At 41.7% G+C, this 18,266-nt stretch carries 18 protein-coding genes; 7 read left to right on the forward strand and 11 right to left on the reverse strand.

The features are described 5' to 3' along the window. Window positions 1-30: 30 nt before the first annotated feature. From NY014_RS09915 to NY014_RS09945, 7 genes are all read right to left on the reverse strand, one after another. Window positions 31-1,251 (reverse strand): hypothetical protein, encoded by a 1,221-nt coding sequence (locus NY014_RS09915; protein WP_259414435.1) that lies wholly within the window; start codon window positions 1,249-1,251, stop codon window positions 31-33. Window positions 1,252-1,287: 36 nt separating this feature from the next. Beyond that, window positions 1,288-2,040 carry a LytR/AlgR family response regulator transcription factor gene (locus NY014_RS09920; RefSeq protein ID WP_259414436.1) on the reverse strand — a complete coding sequence of 251 codons (753 nt, stop codon included), beginning with the start codon at window positions 2,038-2,040 and terminating at the stop codon, window positions 1,288-1,290. Further along, window positions 2,037-3,107, reverse strand: coding sequence for a sensor histidine kinase (locus tag NY014_RS09925; protein WP_259414437.1), 1,071 nt, complete (start codon window positions 3,105-3,107; stop codon window positions 2,037-2,039). The genes NY014_RS09920 and NY014_RS09925 overlap by 4 nt, the downstream gene beginning before the upstream one ends. Window positions 3,108-3,185: 78 nt before the next feature. After that, complete coding sequence (locus tag NY014_RS09930; protein WP_259414438.1) at window positions 3,186-3,830, reverse strand: hypothetical protein; 645 nt, start codon at window positions 3,828-3,830, stop codon at window positions 3,186-3,188. A 12-nt stretch (window positions 3,831-3,842) separates the two neighbouring features. Further along, window positions 3,843-6,002, reverse strand: coding sequence for a TonB-dependent receptor (locus NY014_RS09935; protein ID WP_259414439.1), 2,160 nt, complete (start codon window positions 6,000-6,002; stop codon window positions 3,843-3,845). Between the two features lie 127 nt (window positions 6,003-6,129). Further along, complete coding sequence (locus tag NY014_RS09940; protein WP_435520619.1) at window positions 6,130-7,251, reverse strand: amidohydrolase family protein; 1,122 nt, start codon at window positions 7,249-7,251, stop codon at window positions 6,130-6,132. A 154-nt stretch (window positions 7,252-7,405) separates the two neighbouring features. Next, complete coding sequence (locus NY014_RS09945) at window positions 7,406-9,961, reverse strand: M14 family metallopeptidase (protein WP_259414440.1); 2,556 nt, start codon at window positions 9,959-9,961, stop codon at window positions 7,406-7,408. 92 nt (window positions 9,962-10,053) lie between these two features. Between NY014_RS09945 and NY014_RS09950 the strand changes: the two genes are divergently transcribed. The 3 genes from NY014_RS09950 to NY014_RS09960 are packed head-to-tail and all read left to right on the forward strand — an operon-like array spanning window position 10,054 to window position 10,721. Then, window positions 10,054-10,317 (forward strand): PLD nuclease N-terminal domain-containing protein, encoded by a 264-nt coding sequence (locus NY014_RS09950; protein WP_259414441.1) that lies wholly within the window; start codon window positions 10,054-10,056, stop codon window positions 10,315-10,317. Window positions 10,318-10,326: 9 nt separating this feature from the next. Beyond that, window positions 10,327-10,548 carry a PLD nuclease N-terminal domain-containing protein gene (locus NY014_RS09955; protein WP_259414442.1) on the forward strand — a complete coding sequence of 74 codons (222 nt, stop codon included), beginning with the start codon at window positions 10,327-10,329 and terminating at the stop codon, window positions 10,546-10,548. Then, window positions 10,548-10,721 carry a PLDc N-terminal domain-containing protein gene (locus tag NY014_RS09960; protein ID WP_259414443.1) on the forward strand — a complete coding sequence of 58 codons (174 nt, stop codon included), beginning with the start codon at window positions 10,548-10,550 and terminating at the stop codon, window positions 10,719-10,721. Before NY014_RS09955 ends, NY014_RS09960 begins: the two co-directional genes overlap by 1 nt. A 17-nt stretch (window positions 10,722-10,738) precedes the next feature. Here NY014_RS09960 and NY014_RS09965 read toward each other — a convergent pair whose 3' ends face one another. After that, on the reverse strand, window positions 10,739-11,629 hold the full coding sequence (locus tag NY014_RS09965) for a TIGR01777 family oxidoreductase (RefSeq protein ID WP_259414444.1): 891 nt from the start codon (window positions 11,627-11,629) through the stop codon (window positions 10,739-10,741). Between the two features lie 116 nt (window positions 11,630-11,745). Here NY014_RS09965 and NY014_RS09970 point away from each other — a divergent pair, with 116 nt between their 5' ends. Beyond that, window positions 11,746-12,963, forward strand: a complete 1,218-nt coding sequence (locus NY014_RS09970; RefSeq protein ID WP_259414445.1) for a voltage-gated chloride channel family protein — start codon at window positions 11,746-11,748, stop codon at window positions 12,961-12,963. 16 nt (window positions 12,964-12,979) lie between these two features. Here the strand turns inward: NY014_RS09970 and mazG are convergent, their stop codons facing one another. Further along, window positions 12,980-13,780, reverse strand: coding sequence for a nucleoside triphosphate pyrophosphohydrolase (mazG, locus tag NY014_RS09975; protein ID WP_135072537.1), 801 nt, complete (start codon window positions 13,778-13,780; stop codon window positions 12,980-12,982). Between the two features lie 72 nt (window positions 13,781-13,852). On the opposite strand from mazG, the gene NY014_RS09980 reads away from it, so the two are divergent. The 3 genes from NY014_RS09980 to NY014_RS09990 all read left to right on the forward strand — a co-directional run bounded on the left by NY014_RS09980 (window position 13,853) and on the right by NY014_RS09990 (window position 16,706). Beyond that, complete coding sequence (locus NY014_RS09980) at window positions 13,853-14,083, forward strand: hypothetical protein (RefSeq protein ID WP_026956058.1); 231 nt, start codon at window positions 13,853-13,855, stop codon at window positions 14,081-14,083. A 61-nt stretch (window positions 14,084-14,144) separates the two neighbouring features. After that, window positions 14,145-15,539, forward strand: a complete 1,395-nt coding sequence (glmM, locus tag NY014_RS09985; protein ID WP_259414446.1) for a phosphoglucosamine mutase — start codon at window positions 14,145-14,147, stop codon at window positions 15,537-15,539. Window positions 15,540-15,563: 24 nt separating this feature from the next. Beyond that, window positions 15,564-16,706 (forward strand): cysteine desulfurase family protein, encoded by a 1,143-nt coding sequence (locus tag NY014_RS09990; protein ID WP_259414447.1) that lies wholly within the window; start codon window positions 15,564-15,566, stop codon window positions 16,704-16,706. 162 nt (window positions 16,707-16,868) lie between these two features. On the opposite strand, the gene NY014_RS09995 is transcribed toward NY014_RS09990, so the two are convergent. Then, a complete protein-coding gene (locus tag NY014_RS09995) occupies window positions 16,869-17,249 on the reverse strand; it encodes a GxxExxY protein (protein ID WP_259414448.1) in 381 nt (126 codons plus the stop codon). A 202-nt stretch (window positions 17,250-17,451) separates the two neighbouring features. Then, window positions 17,452-18,198 (reverse strand): hypothetical protein, encoded by a 747-nt coding sequence (locus NY014_RS10000; RefSeq protein WP_259414449.1) that lies wholly within the window; start codon window positions 18,196-18,198, stop codon window positions 17,452-17,454. Window positions 18,199-18,266 lie beyond the last annotated feature (68 nt).

Here is an 18,266-nt window from a genome sequence, read left to right on the forward strand (position 1 = left end):
TTTTCCTGTAATGGGACCAAAGAATCAAACTCACTCCTTTATAAAATCAATTTCATCCCATTGTTTTCGAAGCCGAATTTCCTCAGGTTTATTCGAGAATAAATTATAGCGCACCAAAAGCTTTTCAATTTTTAGGGTATAAATCCCAGGGGCTAAATCTCCAATGGGCAACATCGTTTCATATACTTTTTGATTTGTCACGTGAAGTCGATTTCTTTTCCAGGAACCAGCTCTAATAACCTTATCCCCTATCGTAAATCGATACAAATCCGGAGTATCCTCCATCTCATGCCAGCCCAAAGAATCCAATTCCTTTTTGAAATTTTCCCTCAGGTCAATTAAATATTTATCGTCTCCAGCATAGCGAGCGATTCCTAGTTTAAGGTAATCTCCACTCACCGTCTCAGTAGACAAAAATGCTCTCGGATATCGCTTGCCCTCTTGATGAAATTCCGCATAAGAAAGTTCTTTTGTTGGCCATCTTAATTCATTCTCCAATAGATCCGCCTCATTAAAAAACATTGAAAAATCCCGAACATCATTGTAAATCAGAGGCATGGCAAGGAGAAATATTCCCATCCCATAAAATACACTAAACCACTTCCCCAAATTACTTTGGTAGATTGCCCCTACTGAAGCCATCATGGTTTTAGCAAGTTTTGCCCTCCATTTTGCATTTTTATTGATCAACATAAAGAGGGCAAAAACAAGAAGACTCACAAGGAAGATCAGATAAATTATGAAAAAGCTGATATTGAGCCAATAATAAAGAAACAGAAGAAGTACCAAATAAACGGTAGAAACTAAAATGGTAAATACCAAGGAAATAGGATAACCGAAAGTCATGCTACAGATTCGCTCCATCGCTAGCACCATATCACCTGGCTTTTGGTATTCGTAATGCTGAGACATTTTAAAAAGCTTTTCCTTAATAACCCCATCAGGAAAAGCATAACTTAATCCTAAAAACCCAGCCCATATAAACCGCAGTGTTAAGTGTACCACAAAGAAGATTTTAAATACACTGATTACTGCCGCCAGATAAAAAAGCACCAGCATCGCGCCAGCATAATGGAGCCCAAGTTCCTGAACAAGCATGGCAGAAAAAGTATAAATCTTCGAAGGGAAGGCAAATAAAAAGGCCAGGATAATACCCGAAATAATTACCTCCGGTTCCCAACTGTTTCTCTGAAGATTCTCAAGCCAACTTAGCTCATCGCTTTTTCTAGAACTGTCTGGTTTTAAATTCATTCTGAAAAAATAGAAGAAAGAATGCTGAATTCCGAATCATTGATCCAACCAAGACTTGAAATCCGATACCTTTTCACGGCTTATCAGGATATCTGAGTCTGTACAATTTACCAATTTGACTTTCAGCCGACTGTTGGAATAAGTAAGGACTTCCTCAATAGATGGATGGGAAACCAAATACTTTCGATTGATTCGAAAAAAATTCAGCGGGTCCACTTGAGATTCTGTTTGCTCCAAAGTTTGGTCCAACACGTACTTTTTCCCTGCTTGAGTTTGTAAAAATGTGACACGCTCTTCGCTGAAGAAAAAGGCGACTTCTTCTACCGGAATGCTCTGGATTTTCTCCCCAAATCGCACCAAAAATCGAGACTTGTAAGTTTTTGTTTGTGGCTTGAGTAATTGTTCCAACAAGTGAATATCCAATTCCTTCCGAAGCTGATTTTTCTTGAACTTATCTACAGCTCTTTCCAATTCTTCGGGATCAATGGGCTTCAGCAAATAATCCACAGCATTAACTTGAAAGGCCTTGATGGCATATTGATCAAAGGCTGTCGTGAAAATGACAGGTGCTTGAATCGGGCGTTTTTGAAAGATCTCGAAACTCAACCCATCTGCTAATTGGATATCACAGAAGATCAAATCCGGCTCTGGGTTTGTCTCCAGCCAATGAATTGCTGACTTAACCGAGTCCAAATTTCCAAAAAACTCGGCTTCCGAAAAATGAGGTTTCAAAAGTGTCAATAATCTTTTTGCTGCCGGATTTTCATCCTCAATCAGTAAAATTCTCATGACTCAATTTGGATTAGAGGCAAAATAACCAAAAACTCATCCACTCCCTGCTTTGCCGTAGGAGTGGGAGCTTTTAACAATTGATACCTTTTTGAAATATTTTTCAACCCAACGCCCGTGGAATAGGTCTCGGATTGATTTTTCAACTGAAGCGTATTGGTTACCCAAAGCTCTCCGTTTTTCTGTTGAATATGGATAAAAAGAGGATTGTCTTTGGAAGCCACATTATGTTTGATGGCATTTTCCAAAAGCAATTGAAGGGATAGCGGAGGAAGAAAATATTCTTTCTTATCCTCAACTTGAACCCGGAATTCCAGCTTGTCTTCGAAGCGGATTTTCTGCAATTCCAGAAAGTTCTTAGCAAAATCAAGCTCCTTCTCCAGCGATACTAATTCCTCCTGCTGTACTTCCAATACATAGCGATAAATCCGTGAGAGCTTCTGAATAAATGCCGCCGATCGATCCGCATCCTCATATACCAAATTGGTCAAGACATTGAGGGAATTGAAGAGAAAATGCGGATTGAGCTGATCTTTTAAGCTTTGATATTGACTGGCAAATTGCTCGGTTTTTAGCCGCTCAGCCTCCACAGCCGATTTTCGCCACTCACCCAGCCAAGACCAAGTAGTAAAGATGGCCATCACCACCACAGCAACTTGCATTGGCATAATGGTGTATTTGGTGATTTCAAGCCACGGGATATTATCCAATGAAAACTGTCCCAAAAACCAGGCATGAAAAAACACCAATATGTAGGACACTAAGAAGGAATAGCCTAGATAAATTCCAATTGTGGCAAAAAGTCGAGGGATGGGTTTGTCAATCCAAGAAATTCGGCGATCAAGCCAATCGGTAATTACACTTCCTCCAAAACTCAAAGAACAGGAGACCAGAAATGAAAAAATAAAATCGGGAATTAGTTTGATGAAACCATCGAAAGACAAAAAACAACTTGGACAAATGCTAAATGAAATAATCAAGGCAATCCCCAAGTTCAACAGAATGAAGGGCCCAATCTTTTTGAATAGGACTTCGTAGGTAGGGGTTTTGTCTATTTCAGATTGCATCGATGGAAATTAAGAATAAAAGCCAAACCAATGAACCTTAAAATCAGATTCATTGGCCTTTGGCTTTTTAAAGATTAATTATAGACATCTTTTTGACAACTCTTCGGCTGTCTCTACGCCCCAAGTAGGGTGAATATAGTTTTCATCAATTTTAGCACTTTCACTCTTGTACAAATCCAAAGCAATTCGTGCCATGCCGCAAGCTTTTTGAGGGCCAGAACCGAAAAACTCCGCCATTCCTAATTCCATCTGCGCCATGAGAGTCACTGCACGGGGATTTTCGCGATCCTGATTGATAGCAAGACCGAATAACTGCATTACCTGAGGACTCATGCTCTGTCCTCTAGAAACCGGATCCAAAGATAATTTCCCCATCAAAGCATAACCATGCAAGGCAGTAAGCTCTGAGTTGTTTGGTGAAATTTCAGATGCTTGTTGGATCAACTCAATAGCGGAGTCAAATTCCAGATCCTTGTTGACATCGAAGCGGAAAGCACCTTCGATTTTAGTCAAAGCGGCATAGTAAAGTGGAAGCCATTCATCAGAATTTGCTTCAGCTATGCGCAAGAAAGCATTGGCAACTTCCGCACTTGCTTGGGTGTCGGAAATTTGATTCATAGCTTGAATCTGAGACTTCATTGCGGATTGAAAAGCTGGATTAGCTTGTGCTACAAGTGATACATTCACTGCAAGAAATACGATGATAAAGAGATACTTTTTCATGATTTATTGATTTTAGAGGTTATTTAATTGATTTGCGTTTTTGTCTTTGGAAAGGGTCAAGAAGATCCCGAGGAAAAGAAACCTAGGAGCCGGCTGCCCAATGGCTCTTGATTCGTAGACACCCTGGGAATTTGGCTCGGTCGTAAAGTCATAACCGAATACATTTTCTCTTCCCAGTACATTGGTCACACCAGCATGGATGATCAAATTTGGTTTGGGTAGGTAACTCCAGCTTAGACTTAGATTTTGAAAGCCTGAAGTCTTGCGATTCATTTCTCCCGGAAAGTTGGGGTCCGTGTAGGCATAGCCATCATTTAGTGAAAAACTCGCTCCCAGTTGAGACTTTAGCGGAACTATAAAATGCTTGACAACCACTGAGAAATTATGTCGAGGGGCGAATCCTGGCTGAACCTGAGAAGAATACTGCTCAAAGCTTCGCTTACTGTCCACAAAGCTGTAGGTAATCCAGTAGTCCGTGTTTTTGATGGATTTTTGATTCCGAAAGAAGAAATCCAAACCTCGAGCAAAGCCTTGCCCTTCATTTCGGAGGTTTTCAGGGTTTTGTACAGTCCCATCAAATCGTATCAAGCCTTGATAGCTTTTATAAAAAGCTTCTGCCCGAAAAGTAATCCCTTCACCCTGCCAGAGGTAGTTTAAAATCAAATGGTTGGATTCTGTATTGTCTAGGTTTTGGGCCTGTACTCGATACCTTTCAATAGGTAATTGAGAAAATTTTCCAGCAGCGAGACTTAACTGACCTTTTGGTGAAAGTTTATAAGCCAGAGAAAAACGCGGATCTAACCAATCCTCAGAACTCAAGCTGCTTTTCCCTGCTCGAAGCCCCCCTCTTAGCACTAATTTTCGGCTGAGATACCAATCCCATTCAGTATAGAAAAAACTTTGATTATCAAGAAAATCCCGCTCCTGATTGATCTGAGGTAATCCTTCCGCATAGCGATGAATAAAATGCTCCACTCCGACTTTCATGGAAATACGGTCTGAAAAATCCTTTATAGCTGATGCTTTCAGATGCGCCAATTTGTTCTCCCGCTCTGTTTGCAAAGTATCAAAATCCACTTCATCCAAATTGGAGGAAATAGCTGCACCAGCAAACCAAGTCCAGCCCTTCTTTCCAGCTTTACTCCAATTAGTTTGGGCGTAGCTATAGTAGTTCTTCAAGTCAATTAATGCTCCCCTGTTTTCAGAGCCAGGCTGAACATCCCAGAGTTTCATTCCTCCGGATTCGGTTCTGGCAAGTACTTTCCAAAGGCCTCCATTTTTGAGCTTTTTTTGAGCAGCTAATTCCAAATCCCATCCAAATGGAGCCCGTTCAAAATCAAAATCCTGTGGGATGATTTGCTGGTAGGGACTCAGATCAAAATAATTACCTGTCAAAGTCAGACTTTGCTTTTCTGATGCCCATGTTTGAGAATAGCCACCACCCACTGACATCAGGCTTAAATCACCTTGTTTTCTAACTGAAAGATCCTTGGTATTTAAAGCGAGCGCAGAAGAAAGTGCCTGTCCATATTCGGCAGAATAGCCCCCGGTTGAAAAGAAGGTGCCCTTAAAAAGATTGGGGTTAAATCTGGTGCGGGTGGGAACATTTCCAGCGGTAGTTCCATAAGCATTGCCTACACGCATTCCATCAATGTATATCCCAACTTCACTCGCATCTCCTCCGCGAACAAAAAGTCTTCCGTCATTTCCAACCGTGCTGGTTCCAGGAAGTGTCTGCAAAGCCCCTACAATATCACCCATGGCACTTGGAGTGGTTACGATATCCAAAGGCCGAAGAATGACTGATTTTTTCTCATCAGATGCTTCCATAGCACCTGCTGAAATCGTCACTCCATTCATCTCCGTAATTAGCTCCACCAATTCAAAATCCTCAAGCTTGATTTCTCCTCCATTACAGGTAATACTTTGCTCTTGGCTTTTAAACCCCATCATTCGGAAAACCAAAATTTGAGTTCCCTCCTGGGTGGTTTGAAATGAAAAGTCACCTTCTGTTCCAGAAGTGGTGCCATCATAAGAGCCTTTGATATAAACATTGACCCCAGGAAGTCCTTTTCCTTGCTCATCCAAAACTCGCCCCGTTAGTAGGGTCTGGCCAAAAGCCATGAATTGGCTGAGGAAAAAGTAGAAGAATAAGAGAACTCGGGTTTTCATTTCGATTCGTATTTGAATCAAAATTGAAGAGCCTTAGCCTTTTAAAAAATTGAACCTGACTGAAGTGTAGAAATCAGCGACTGAACTGTCAAAATTGGAAACTCAAAAAAAAGAGTAGGCTGCTGGCCTACTCTGGAAAAAGGGTTTTGTCCATGCCTGGAACGATTCGGAGGGCATTTTTATAGTAAACTTTCTTCAACACCTCATCAGGCAAATCCAGCCCGTACATTCGCCAAAAGGCATGGTATTTTTTGTAATAAGGAAAATATTCATCGGCTGTCTCCAAAACTCGGAAGTAGGTATGAAACTCCTCAGGATTGTAGGCATCCTTCCCGAAAAGCAGACGGTCTTGATATTTAATGAAAAATTCGCGAGCTCTTCGAGGCTGTCTTCCAAACTCTGCAATCACGGCTCCAATCCCAAAATTCACATTCGGATAGCGCTCCAAATGCGCTTCGGCCTTATCCAAATCATTGGCCATCCAACCCATGTGTGCATTGATAAAGGTTGTATTTGGGTGCTTTTCAAACACATGATGCTGCTCGGCAATGATTTGCTCAAAAGGAGCAGGATCCGTTTCGGAACGTTGTCTATTTGGGTGAGTTTTCAGTTCCAGCCAGCGCTCGTTGTTGGCATCCATAGGTTGCCAAAATTGTGCAGGATCCGCCGAATGGATAATGACAGGGATCCCCAATTCACCGGCCTTTGCCCAGACAGGATCCAAATCAGGATGATCAACAGGAACACGGTTCCCATTTATATCTTTTACAGAAAGACCTAAGCTCTTGTAAATTTTAAGTCCTACAGCTCCAGCTTGCACGTCTTCCTCTAATTCCTTCACCGCAATTCTACTCCAATTTTCATCCCCGAAACCCGCAAAATTCAAATTGGTAAACACCATAAACCTTCCCGGAGCATGTGCCTCAAATTCTTTGAGCATACCTCGGATATATTCTTGCTGACTATTAGAATCTCCTCTACCGAAACCTCTCCCACTGAGATTGACCAAGACCCCCATATTCAACTCCTCCATTTCAGAGAGAAGCTTTTCAATTTTCTCCTGATTGATTCCTCCCTGATGGCTATGTATATCCACAAAAGGATATTTAGCTCGGGTAACTGGGTTTTCTGGGACTTTAAGAGTCGAAGGAGGATTGTATTCCTCGAAGCTCATTTCCTGCGCAACAGCCGACAATTGATATCCGAAGAATATGCAGGCAGCAGAAGCAATAGTTAGAAGGTTTTTCATGAATTTGGAAAAAGGGTTGAAACAAAACAGGCTGTCTATGAAATATTAGTTATCACATTGAGCGAAGTCGAAATGTTATCAAAATGCCATTGAATGGCCTTCGACTCCGCTCAGGCTGACAGAAATATTGAAATTGAGACAGCCTCTTGAACTATTATCGGCTTGTTCCGCCGTTAATTACTTGTCCAAAGAAAATCGCATTCAAGAACAACTTATTCGTACCAAACCAGAAAGCTCGGAAGTTCATGTTGTCAGCGAAAGCCACTACTCGGCCTCGCCCAACACCACGAACCTGAATCACAGATCCATTTTGAATACCCGGCAAATTGCTTGGATGCAGGTATCCAGAAGCGAGTGGATTATCAGTATATACCAATGGGTTGGCATAAGGATTTTCAGCTGGCTCTAAGAATAAATTATCATTTCGGAAGGTGTGGATATCCGCTCCGGTATAACCATAACCGATCGGATGAGTCAAATCCAATTTTGCATTGAAGATAGCTCCACCAGTAACCTTAGCTCCGGTTGCATTCTGGTAATCTCCATATGGTAGCTGCAGTCCTTTGTCTGATGTATCAAGATTTCTGAATTTAACATCGGTCACTTCATTTTGTGCCAACCAACGTAGCGCTCTACCTTTTGCAAGTAGAGTATTGCCTCGAGAAACCCAACCTCGCAAGGCATTCGCACCGGAAGACCCTAAACTACCATAGGAACCATCAGGCATGATAATCACATTGTATCGCTCAATCACAGAGCTGCTTACCCGATCTACTGGCAATAAGGTAATTGGCATTTCTATTCGCTGATCCATTAAATGCCATATTTCACCGGCCTCATAGCTGTCCACTCCTCCATCAACTAAAAGGGCAACTTTTGGAATTTCCAATGGAGTGATAAAAGTAGACCCCATATTGATTCCTGAAGTGTAACCTGTACTGATCGCATGAATATCTACTGTGGATGCAGCGGCGATCTCCTGAAGTTTTTGGAAGAACTGCTGATCTGACTGACCTGATTCTCCTTTATCCACTAGGATAGTTCCTCGACCAAAACTCTTTCCTTCTGGCGTGCTAAATTCCGCATTGGCTACTCGTACTCGATAACCTTCTTTCATCAGCTTATAAGCCGCTTTTGGCGCATAGTAATCCGTCCATTCCAAAGCATATTGATAGGCACCAGCTCCACCAACTACTTGTCCTTGCTTTAAGCTGAAGTCATTCTTATTGATTTCTTTCACATTGGCCAAGTTGAGGATACGGCTATTCAAAGCCATGTAATCCAAGCCGAAAGCCATAGGATAAGTCCAAGCAGAAATGTCATAAAATAAGGAATCCTGAAAAGTAGTCCTCGTCTCAAACATTGCCTTTATTAATCGGTACTGCGGTTGATCTGCAGGTACGATGTAGGAATTTTCACTTTTAAATTCCTTGCCATTCACTGTGATGTCTTCCTGAAGGCTGAAGACTTTGATATCATGCTGCAAAATCAGATCCGCCAAATGATAGCTTCTCGCATCATCCTCTGCACTTCCGAAAATATAGGCCTTGTTTACATCAGCAGCTGTTTCTTCAGCAATTCCTTGATAGAAATCGCGCATCCACTGATTTAACTCTACCCGCATTTCCTTTGCCGCTTGGAAAGAAGAAAGGTTTGCAGTGAATTGATTTCGAATAGTAAAAGGAAAACTCAACATACCATTCGCCGACTCCTGAAGGTGTCCTCGAGAACTTGCCTGCTCGAAAAGAATTCCTATCGATCCCTGTACGTCCGGATAGGTTGACCCTTTTCCATAGTAAAAGTCATCGTAGTTTTCTTGATTATAGTACAAGGACCCAATTTTATCCAAAGCTTTGGCATGATAGGTTCCGATCTTCTCGGTCAATTCAAAATTCTTTGTTGGAGTAAGTGGATGGGTTCGGGAAGGAACACCTGGCTGGAAGAAGAAGGTGCTATTAGTTCCCATTTCATGGAAATCCAGATGAATATTCGGTAACCAACTTTGGAAAACTCGAACGCGATTTCTTGATTCAGGATGCTGAACAGGCAACCAATCCCGATTCAAGTCAAACCAATAATGATTAGTACGACCTCTTGGCCAAGCCTCATTATATTCTCGACCATTTGGATCACCATTTAAGTTGTAAGCCTTATGTGAGTTTACCCAAGAAGCAAATCGATTGAGTCCATCAGGATTGATAGCTGGATCCAAAAGGAGAACAATATTTTCAAGATCCGCTTCGATTTCATTGGCAGCAACAAAATGATAGGCCGCCAAAAGGGATGCATTGGCGCCACTTGGTTCGTTTCCATGAACAGAATAGCCCATGAACATTACCACAGGCATGGACTCAATGGAAACGCTAGCATTGGGATCTCTTAATTTTTTTCGGTCGGATTTGATTTGATCCAATCTTGCCAAATTGGCTGGCGAACTAATGGTCAATAAAGTCTGAGGGCGTTTTTCATAACTACGACCGGTCTCTTCAAAAATAACACGATCAGATGCAGCAGCTACAGCTTTCATATACATGACCAACTGATCATGAGTCACGTGCCATTCACCTACTTCATATCCCAAAACCTCCTTTGGAGTCGGAATATCAGGATTATAGGTATATCCTTCAGGCAAATAATAAGACAAATCTACTTGAGCACTTACCCAAGTACTCAGAAAGCAAAGAGAAAGAAGAAATACAATTCTTTTCATGGGATGACGATTAAACTTCCGACTAAATTCTTACTTATTTTTCGCAAAAAAAGCTATTTTGGAACAGTGGTAAAAATAACTGAAGAAACGTAATGGATTTAGTCACACCTGGAAATGGACTTCTGATTTGGCAGGTATCGGGCTTTATAATCGCATTTGGATACCTCGCTTTCTGGTTTTATGGCTTGATTGATTTGGTAAAAAGTGATTTCAGAAGCCCACATGACAAGTTAATCTGGTTACTCATCATCCTATTCGCACAACCTTTTGGTGTCTTCATCTATCTCTCTATGGCAAGAGGTACTAAAGAGAAGCGAAAGTTTCAACCTAATTTTTCAAATCGAACCTTAAACTAAAATTCTAACATGGCTTTTGTTCAAAATATGGGAGGTGGATTTTTAATCCTATTTCTTATCAGCATTTTCTACTTCATTTTCTGGGTGTATTGCCTGGTAGATGTCCTACGCTCAGAATTCAAAGATCCAAATATGAAATTGATTTGGGTATTGATCTTAATTTTTGCGCAAGGATTAGGGCCCATCATCTACATCTTGATAGGAAACAATGGTAAAAAATATTCCTTCTGATGTTTGGACTGGGATTTATAGGGCTAATCATCTACGCTTACACCATATATGACGTGGTTGTGAGCAAATTCGCCAATGAAACAGATAAGCTGATTTGGCTTTTGATCGTAGTGCTCGTCCCATTTTTGGGAACGGTGCTTTGGTTTGTTATTGGAAGGGAAAAACGGCTTTAATCTCGCCCCCTTCAAATTCATCGACTAAACAAATCCTTCAAGGCATCTTGTAATTGGTCAAACTCAAACTCAAATCCAGCTTTTTGGATCTTTTGGCAAGAAACTCGGTTTCCCCCCAAAACCATGGCGGCCATTTCTCCTGATACCAGCCTGAGTAAAAATCCCGGAACTCCGATTCCCAAATAAGGTTTTCCTTTTGCTCGAGCGGCTTCTTGGGTTAATAATTGGTTAGTTGCCGGCTGAGGTCCTACCGCATTATAAACTCCTTGCAGGGTGGTCTTGTCCAAAGCAAAAACAAACATCCGAGCCAAATCTTCGATATGAATCCAACTCATCCACTGATCGCCATTTCCCAAAGGCGCGGCAACGGGCGGCTTAAGCATTTCACCCAAGGCTCCTCCTTCTGCATCCAGGACGATACCGATTCGAAGTAAAACCGTACGAAGATTTAGATTTTCGATTTTTTTCACCTCCTGCTCCCAAGCCACTACTACTTCGGCCAAAAAATCATGGCCAGCAGGAGAATTTTCATCTACCAAAGCAGCTCCAGTATTGAAACCATAATACCCTACCGCAGAGGCAGAAATAAAGGTAGTTGGTTTATTTTCAGCCTTCTCGATTGCACTATATAGCAATTGGGTGCTTTTCACTCGGGAGTCCAAAATCTCCTTTTTTCGCTCAGGTGTCCATCGCTTATCGGCTACTCCTGCCCCTGCTAAATGAATGACTGCATCAGCCCATTCCATCGCCTCAGGATCGAGCTTTTGTTTAGAAATATCCCACTGGAACGATTTCCGAACTTGAGATGAACGGCTAAGCCAAGCCACTTCCAACCCTTTTTTTTCAAGCAATTGGGTGATTCTACGACCAATCAGCCCTGAGCCTCCGGTGATGAGAATATTTTTCATTTTGATGATTTGTGTTGATAACCAATTTGGTCAAGCTTTGGTTGAAACCGACCATTTGATTTCTAAAAATTCAATTTCTATTCCTAATTTGTCTGCTGCAAGAAAGAAAACCTGCTTTGGCTAACAAATCATTTGCTCTTTACTTTTTTCAATGGCTCATAGGAGGGCTGGTAATTGGGCTTCTGGCTGGCAGTGCATCAGCCTTTTTTCTTATCGCTTTGGACTGGGCAACCAATTTCCGCGAAAGCCATATCTGGATAATTGCCTTGTTACCGATTGCTGGATTTTTGATTGGTTGGTCTTACTATAAAATCGGCCAAAATTCTGTCAAAGGAAATAACCTACTACTCGACGAACTTTATGAGCATAAAAGCCCAATTCCGCTTCGAATGACCCCATTAGTGCTTCTTGGGACGATTTTGACACATTTATTTGGTGGTTCGGCCGGAAGAGAAGGTACTGCCGTCCAAATGGGTGGTTCTCTAGCTGATCAACTTACACGAATCATTGGATTTGAACCAGAAAATCGTCGTCTAATTCTCATAGGAGGCGTTGCAGGGGGATTTGCTTCTGTATTTGGAACACCCCTAGCTGGGGCAATTTTCGCTTTGGAATGGATGCATTCAAGACAGCTTCGCTGGAAGTCCATTTATCCCGCATTTTGGGCAGGCTGGGTGGCCCATTGGGTCTGCGAATCGATGTGGGGAGTTGGTCATACGGCTTATCATATTTCAGAAGTTCCGAGTCACACCCTTACCAACTTATTTTGGATAATTCCCGCAGGTATTGCTTTTGGTTTGTCCGGCAGACTCTTTGGAGAGACCAGTCATTTTTTTTCAAAAATTTTTTCAAACACCATTTCATACCCTCCACTTCGTCCGGTCGTAGGCGGACTGATGATCGCTTTGTTTGTATGGATTTCGGACAGTACGACTTACTTAGGATTGGGTGTGCCGAGGATAGTAGAGGCCTTCGAAAACCCACTTCCTTGGTATGATTGGTTGGCAAAAACAGGTTTGACAGGATTTACCCTTGGAGCGGGCTTCAAGGGAGGAGAAGTCACTCCCTTATTCTTTACGGGGGCCACCTTAGGCAATGCCTTACATGGATTGATTCCTCTCCCCTTAGCATTATTAGCTGGATGTGGATTTGTGGGAGTTTTTTCTGGAGCCACCAACACACCAATGGCTTGCACCGTAATGGGGATGGAATTATTTGGGGTAGAGGCTGGTGTATTTTTAGCCTTATCCTGTGGGATTGCCTATGTTTTCAGTGGAAAAGGAAGCATTTATTCTTCCCAGGATTTAGGCTGGAAAAAGAGCTGGTTTTATTAAAAAATTCAGTTTCTATTTAGAGTTTCTTCGCTTCATTCCAAAACACATCCATTTCAGCCAAAGTCATATCACTGAGATTTTTCCCGGCATCCTTAGCAGCTTTTTCCAAATACTGGAATCGCTTGATGAATTTCAAATTCGTTCGCTCTAGAGCCTCCTCGGGATTGATATCAATGAAGCGCGCGTAATTAATTAGAGAAAAAAGCAAGTCTCCAAATTCGGCTGTGGCTTTCTCTTTGTCAATTTCTTCATTGGAAGCTGCATTGAATTCATTTTTGAATTCTTGCATTTCCTCCTCGACTTTTTCCCAAACTTGATGTTTTTCTTCCCAATCAAATCCAACACCTCTAGCCTTCTCCTGAATTCGCATCGCTTTGATCAATGCAGGCAGAGATTTGGGCACTCCTCCCAAGACAGACTGATTTCCCTTTTCTTTAAGTTTGATTTTCTCCCAATTCTGACTGACTGTATCTGCGTCATTGGCTTGAGTATCTCCATAAATATGTGGATGCCGGCGAATCAGTTTTTCACAAAGAGAATGGGTCAGGGATGCAATGTCAAAATTACCTTCCTCCGAACCGATCTTCGCATAAAAAACTATGTGCAAGAGCAAATCTCCCAGTTCCTTTTTGATTTCCTCTGGATTTCCCTCCAAAATCGCATCCGACAACTCGAATGTTTCCTCAATGGTAAGATGGCGAAGGCTTTCCGTAGTCTGCTTTCTATCCCAAGGGCATTGGGCTCGAAGCTCATCCATGATGGTCAATAGTCGGTCAAATGCAGCCAATTGCTCGGCCCGGTTACTGAAATTTGACATGATTTGGGAAACTAAGATGATTTGGTAGTCGTTTTCGAAGTAAAGCTTTAAATTTGTGCAAATTTATCGGTTATGACAACTGTATTAATCACGCTGGGCTTTGTGGCATTGTTCTTTGTATTGATGTCTGTAAGGCTCCTATTCTTGAAAAACGGAGAATTTAAAGGCACTTGTGCCTCTCAAAACCCTTACCTCAATAAAGATGGAGGAACTTGTAGCTACTGCGGAAAAACCGTGGATGCAAATAGCTCCTGCGGTAATCCCGACAATGAAGTGGATAAAGTTCTAGCCAAATTCAAATAAAAACACACTCCTGCCTCTGGCAGGATTTTTTACGATTTTTCACTAAAAACATTTACTGTACGTGTCACTGATCAAATCAATTTCCGGAATCCGGGGGACAATAGGAGGGAAAGCCGGAGAAGGTCTGACTCCTATTGATGTCGTGAAATTTACAGCGGCTTATGGCGCTTGGGTATTGGAAAAAACAGGAAACCCGAAGGTCGTCATCGGAAGAGATGCACGAATCTCCGGTGATATGGTTTCCCGATTAGTTTCGGCTACTCTACAAGGCTTAGGAATCCATGTGATCGACTTGGGGCTAAGCACTACGCCTACTGTCGAATTGGCTGTCCCTATGGAAAAGGCAGGCGGAGGAATCATCCTTACAGCTAGCCACAATCCTATTCAATGGAATGCCTTGAAGCTTTTGAATGCAAAGGGTGAATTCATTTCTGATGCAGAAGGAAAAGATGTCTTGGAAAAAGCCGAGAATGAGGATTTTTCCTTTGCTGAGGTGAAAAAACTGGGAGACTACACGGCTATTGACGATTACTTGGATCGCCATATTCAGCATGTTTTGGACTTGGAATTGGTGGATGTGGAAGCAATCCGAGCCAGAGGTTTCAAAATCGTGGTGGACGCGGTGAATTCAACGGGTGGTATTGTGGTACCCAAACTTTTGAAAGCACTAGGAGTGGAAGTAGTAGAAGAAATGTATTGCACTCCAGATGGACATTTCCCTCATAATCCTGAGCCTCTTCCCGAAAACCTACGGGACATTTCCCAAAAACTTGAAAAGGGAAATTTCGACTTGGGAATCGTTGTTGATCCGGATGTAGACCGCTTGGCCTTGATCAATGAAGATGGTTCTCCTTTTGGGGAGGAATATACCTTAGTAGCTGTGGCGGATTATGTGCTTTCCAAAACTCCCGGAAATACCGTTTCCAACCTTTCTTCCACTCGAGCACTTCGAGATGTGACTGAAAAACGAGGAGGAAATTACACCGCTGCTGCTGTGGGAGAAGTGAATGTAGTCAATCAAATGAAAGCTGTTGATGCTGTAATTGGTGGTGAAGGAAATGGTGGAATCATCTATCCTGCCTCCCACTATGGTCGGGATGCTTTGGTTGGTATCGGCTTGTTTTTAACACATTTAGCAAAATTCGGAAAATCCATTTCCCGTCTTCGGGCGACCTATCCGAACTACTACATTTCGAAAAATAAAATTGAACTGACTCCTGAAATCAATGTGGATAAAATCCTCGATGAAATCAGAGAGAAGTATAAAAAACAGCCTATCAACGATATTGATGGGGTAAAAATCGAATTTGACAAAGAGTGGGTTCACCTTCGGAAATCCAATACGGAACCGATCATTCGGATCTATGCCGAATCCGATTCTGAAGCCAAAGCCGAGCACTTAGCCAAAAAAATCATATTAGATATCAAAGAGGTAATCAGCGCCTCCCTGATTTAATTAAACCCAATTAACGAAGAAAAGATGAAGGTCTATTTTGACAATGCCGCCACTACGGCCATGGATGATCGAGTAATCGAAGCCATGCTGCCTTTTATGAAAAATCATTACGGAAATCCATCTTCAGTTCACAGTCATGGCCGAGAAGTGCGTACTGCAATTGAAAGAGCTCGTAAAAAAGTGGCAGAATTACTCAATGCAACACCTTCTGAAATCTTCTTTACCTCAGGGGGAACAGAAGCTGATAATACAGCTTTGGTTTGTGGGATTGAAACACATGGCATAAAGCATGCGATCACTTCGCCTCTTGAACACCATGCAGTATTACATACTTTGGAAGTATGTGAGCAAAAAGGAAACATCCAACTTCACACTTTGGATGTCAATGCAAAAGGTGAAATTGATCTGAACCAATTAGAGGAGCTTTTGAAAAAGTATCCGAATGCTTTGGTTTCTTTAATGCATGCAAACAATGAGATCGGCAACCTCAATGATTTGCAGAAAATCGGATCTTTGGCTCAGGAATATGGAGCATTTTTCCATTCGGATACGGTGCAGACCATGGGACATTATACACATGATCTAAAAAATCTTCCTGTGGATGCGATTGTAGCAGGAGGACATAAATTCCATGGCCCGAAAGGTTCAGGCTTTTTATATGTACGCAAGGACAAAAAAATCCATCCATTTATTCATGGGGGTGCTCAGGAACGAAACATGCGGGGTGGAACTGAAAATGTGATTGGAATTATCGGAATCGCAAAGGCTTTGGAACTTGCCTATGAGGACATGGCAGGTCATGAAGCCCATATCAAAGCACTTAAGAAGCACTTTATCGAAAAGTTGAAAGCTGAAATCCCTGGAGTAGAATTCAATGGGCTTTCCGGGCAAACTGATAAATCACTTTATACCGTATTGAATGTCAGCATGCCTCCGTCGGAAGCAAATTCCGGAATGCTGCTATTCAACTTGGACTTGGCGGGAATCTCTGCCTCTGGAGGATCTGCATGCAGTTCTGGTGCTACTGTGGGATCTCATGTTTTGCGGGCTTTAAACCACAATCCTGAAAGAGACTCTGTTCGTTTCTCTTTCAGCCGATTCAATACAATTGAAGAGGTTGACTACACCATAGAGAAACTAAAAGAACTCTACGCAGTAGAAGCATAAAAAAAAGAGCCTTCGAGGCTCTTTTTTATTTTCATATTCTCCCACAGATATCCACGGAAAAAATCACAGATTAACACGGATATATGATGAGAATGCTTAATCTTTTTTGCTCATAAAATCTGTGCTCAAAATCTGTGAAAATCTGTGGGAAATTAAATAAGACTAAAGGTAACCATTAATCTTTCGATGGATCTCCTTATCAATTTTTGTAGTGTTAAAATTGACGAGCAACCCAACTTTTAACCCTGAAAGTCTCAAATAGGTTAGTAATTGCTTGTGATGAACTTCATGGAGATTTTCAAGAGATTTGATCTCCACAATTACTTTTTTCTCTACTAATAAATCAATACGATACCCCACATTCAGTTTTAACTCTTCATAAATCAAAGGAAGACCAACTTGATGCTCCACCAATAGCCCCTCTTGGACCAATTCATATCCTAAAGCCGCCTCATAACTTGATTCCAAAAGTCCCGGTCCCAATGAATTATAAACTTTAAAAATCGCTCCCCTGATCAAAAATGTTAATTCATTTTCATGCATGAATAAATTTAAAAAATAGTTGGATTGAGTTTAGTTCTTAACCCAATTTTTACACTAAATATTTTCTCCCACAGATATCCACTGAAAAGGTCACAGATTAGAACAGAAATTTGATCAGGATTTATAAACCTTTGAGTTCAAAAATCTGGAAATATCTTTGTAACAAATCCGTGAAAACCTGTGGGAGAAAACTCGAGATTTTTTACTTTTTCGCTCCTGGATATCCGATTGCATACGGAGTCCAAATCTCATAGATCGGATTTCCGGTTGAGCTTAATCCGCTATGATGCCACTCTCCATCGATCACCTCATAATTGAAGCTCAAACTAGCTCCTACTCGGGAATCATCTCGGGAGAAGAAAGTAATATTCTCTGTGTACTTTCCATCAACAGCTGTGTAGGTTCCTCCACCCGAGCCACTAAACTCTTTGGTTTCGGAATTAAAAGCCACCCACTGAAATCTTCCTCCTGATAGGATTTTGATCGTTCTTCTAGCGCCAGGAGTTGATCGACGGATTTCATCATCCCGCTTTCTTCCTGTGATCACCCAGTTTCCGGTCAAATCATCCTTCTCATCAGAAACCCTTTCCCAGATTTCAACCAGCATTTTACCATTGATCTCGCTGGATATTACCATCTTTCCATCTACCCAATCCAAGGTATATTTATTGACAGTCCCTACTTGAAATGGATCCAAGGTGAAAAAATCCAAGGTTTCAGTGTAATCATTTCCATTCAATTCAAAAGGCCCTCCTCCGGCACCTACGAAATGATTGTCTGCCACCTGCTTAGCTCCAAAAGCGAAATAACCGTCTTGATAAATTTTGATGTATTCCACATCTTCCACAGGCTGACCATCTTGATGGGTCATTTTCCAAGATCCCTCTATGGACTGAGCTTTTACCCAGCCAAAGAGCATTGTCAAAGCGATTAAAAGGTATTTTCTCATGATTTTTATCTCTGTTTGTAGAAAATTACCAAAACAAACACTGGAATTCCAACCTTTTCTTTTCAGCG

It is taken from the genome of Algoriphagus limi (assembly GCF_024919275.1).
In the GTDB taxonomy this organism is placed as follows: Bacteria; Bacteroidota; Bacteroidia; order Cytophagales; family Cyclobacteriaceae; genus Algoriphagus; species Algoriphagus limi.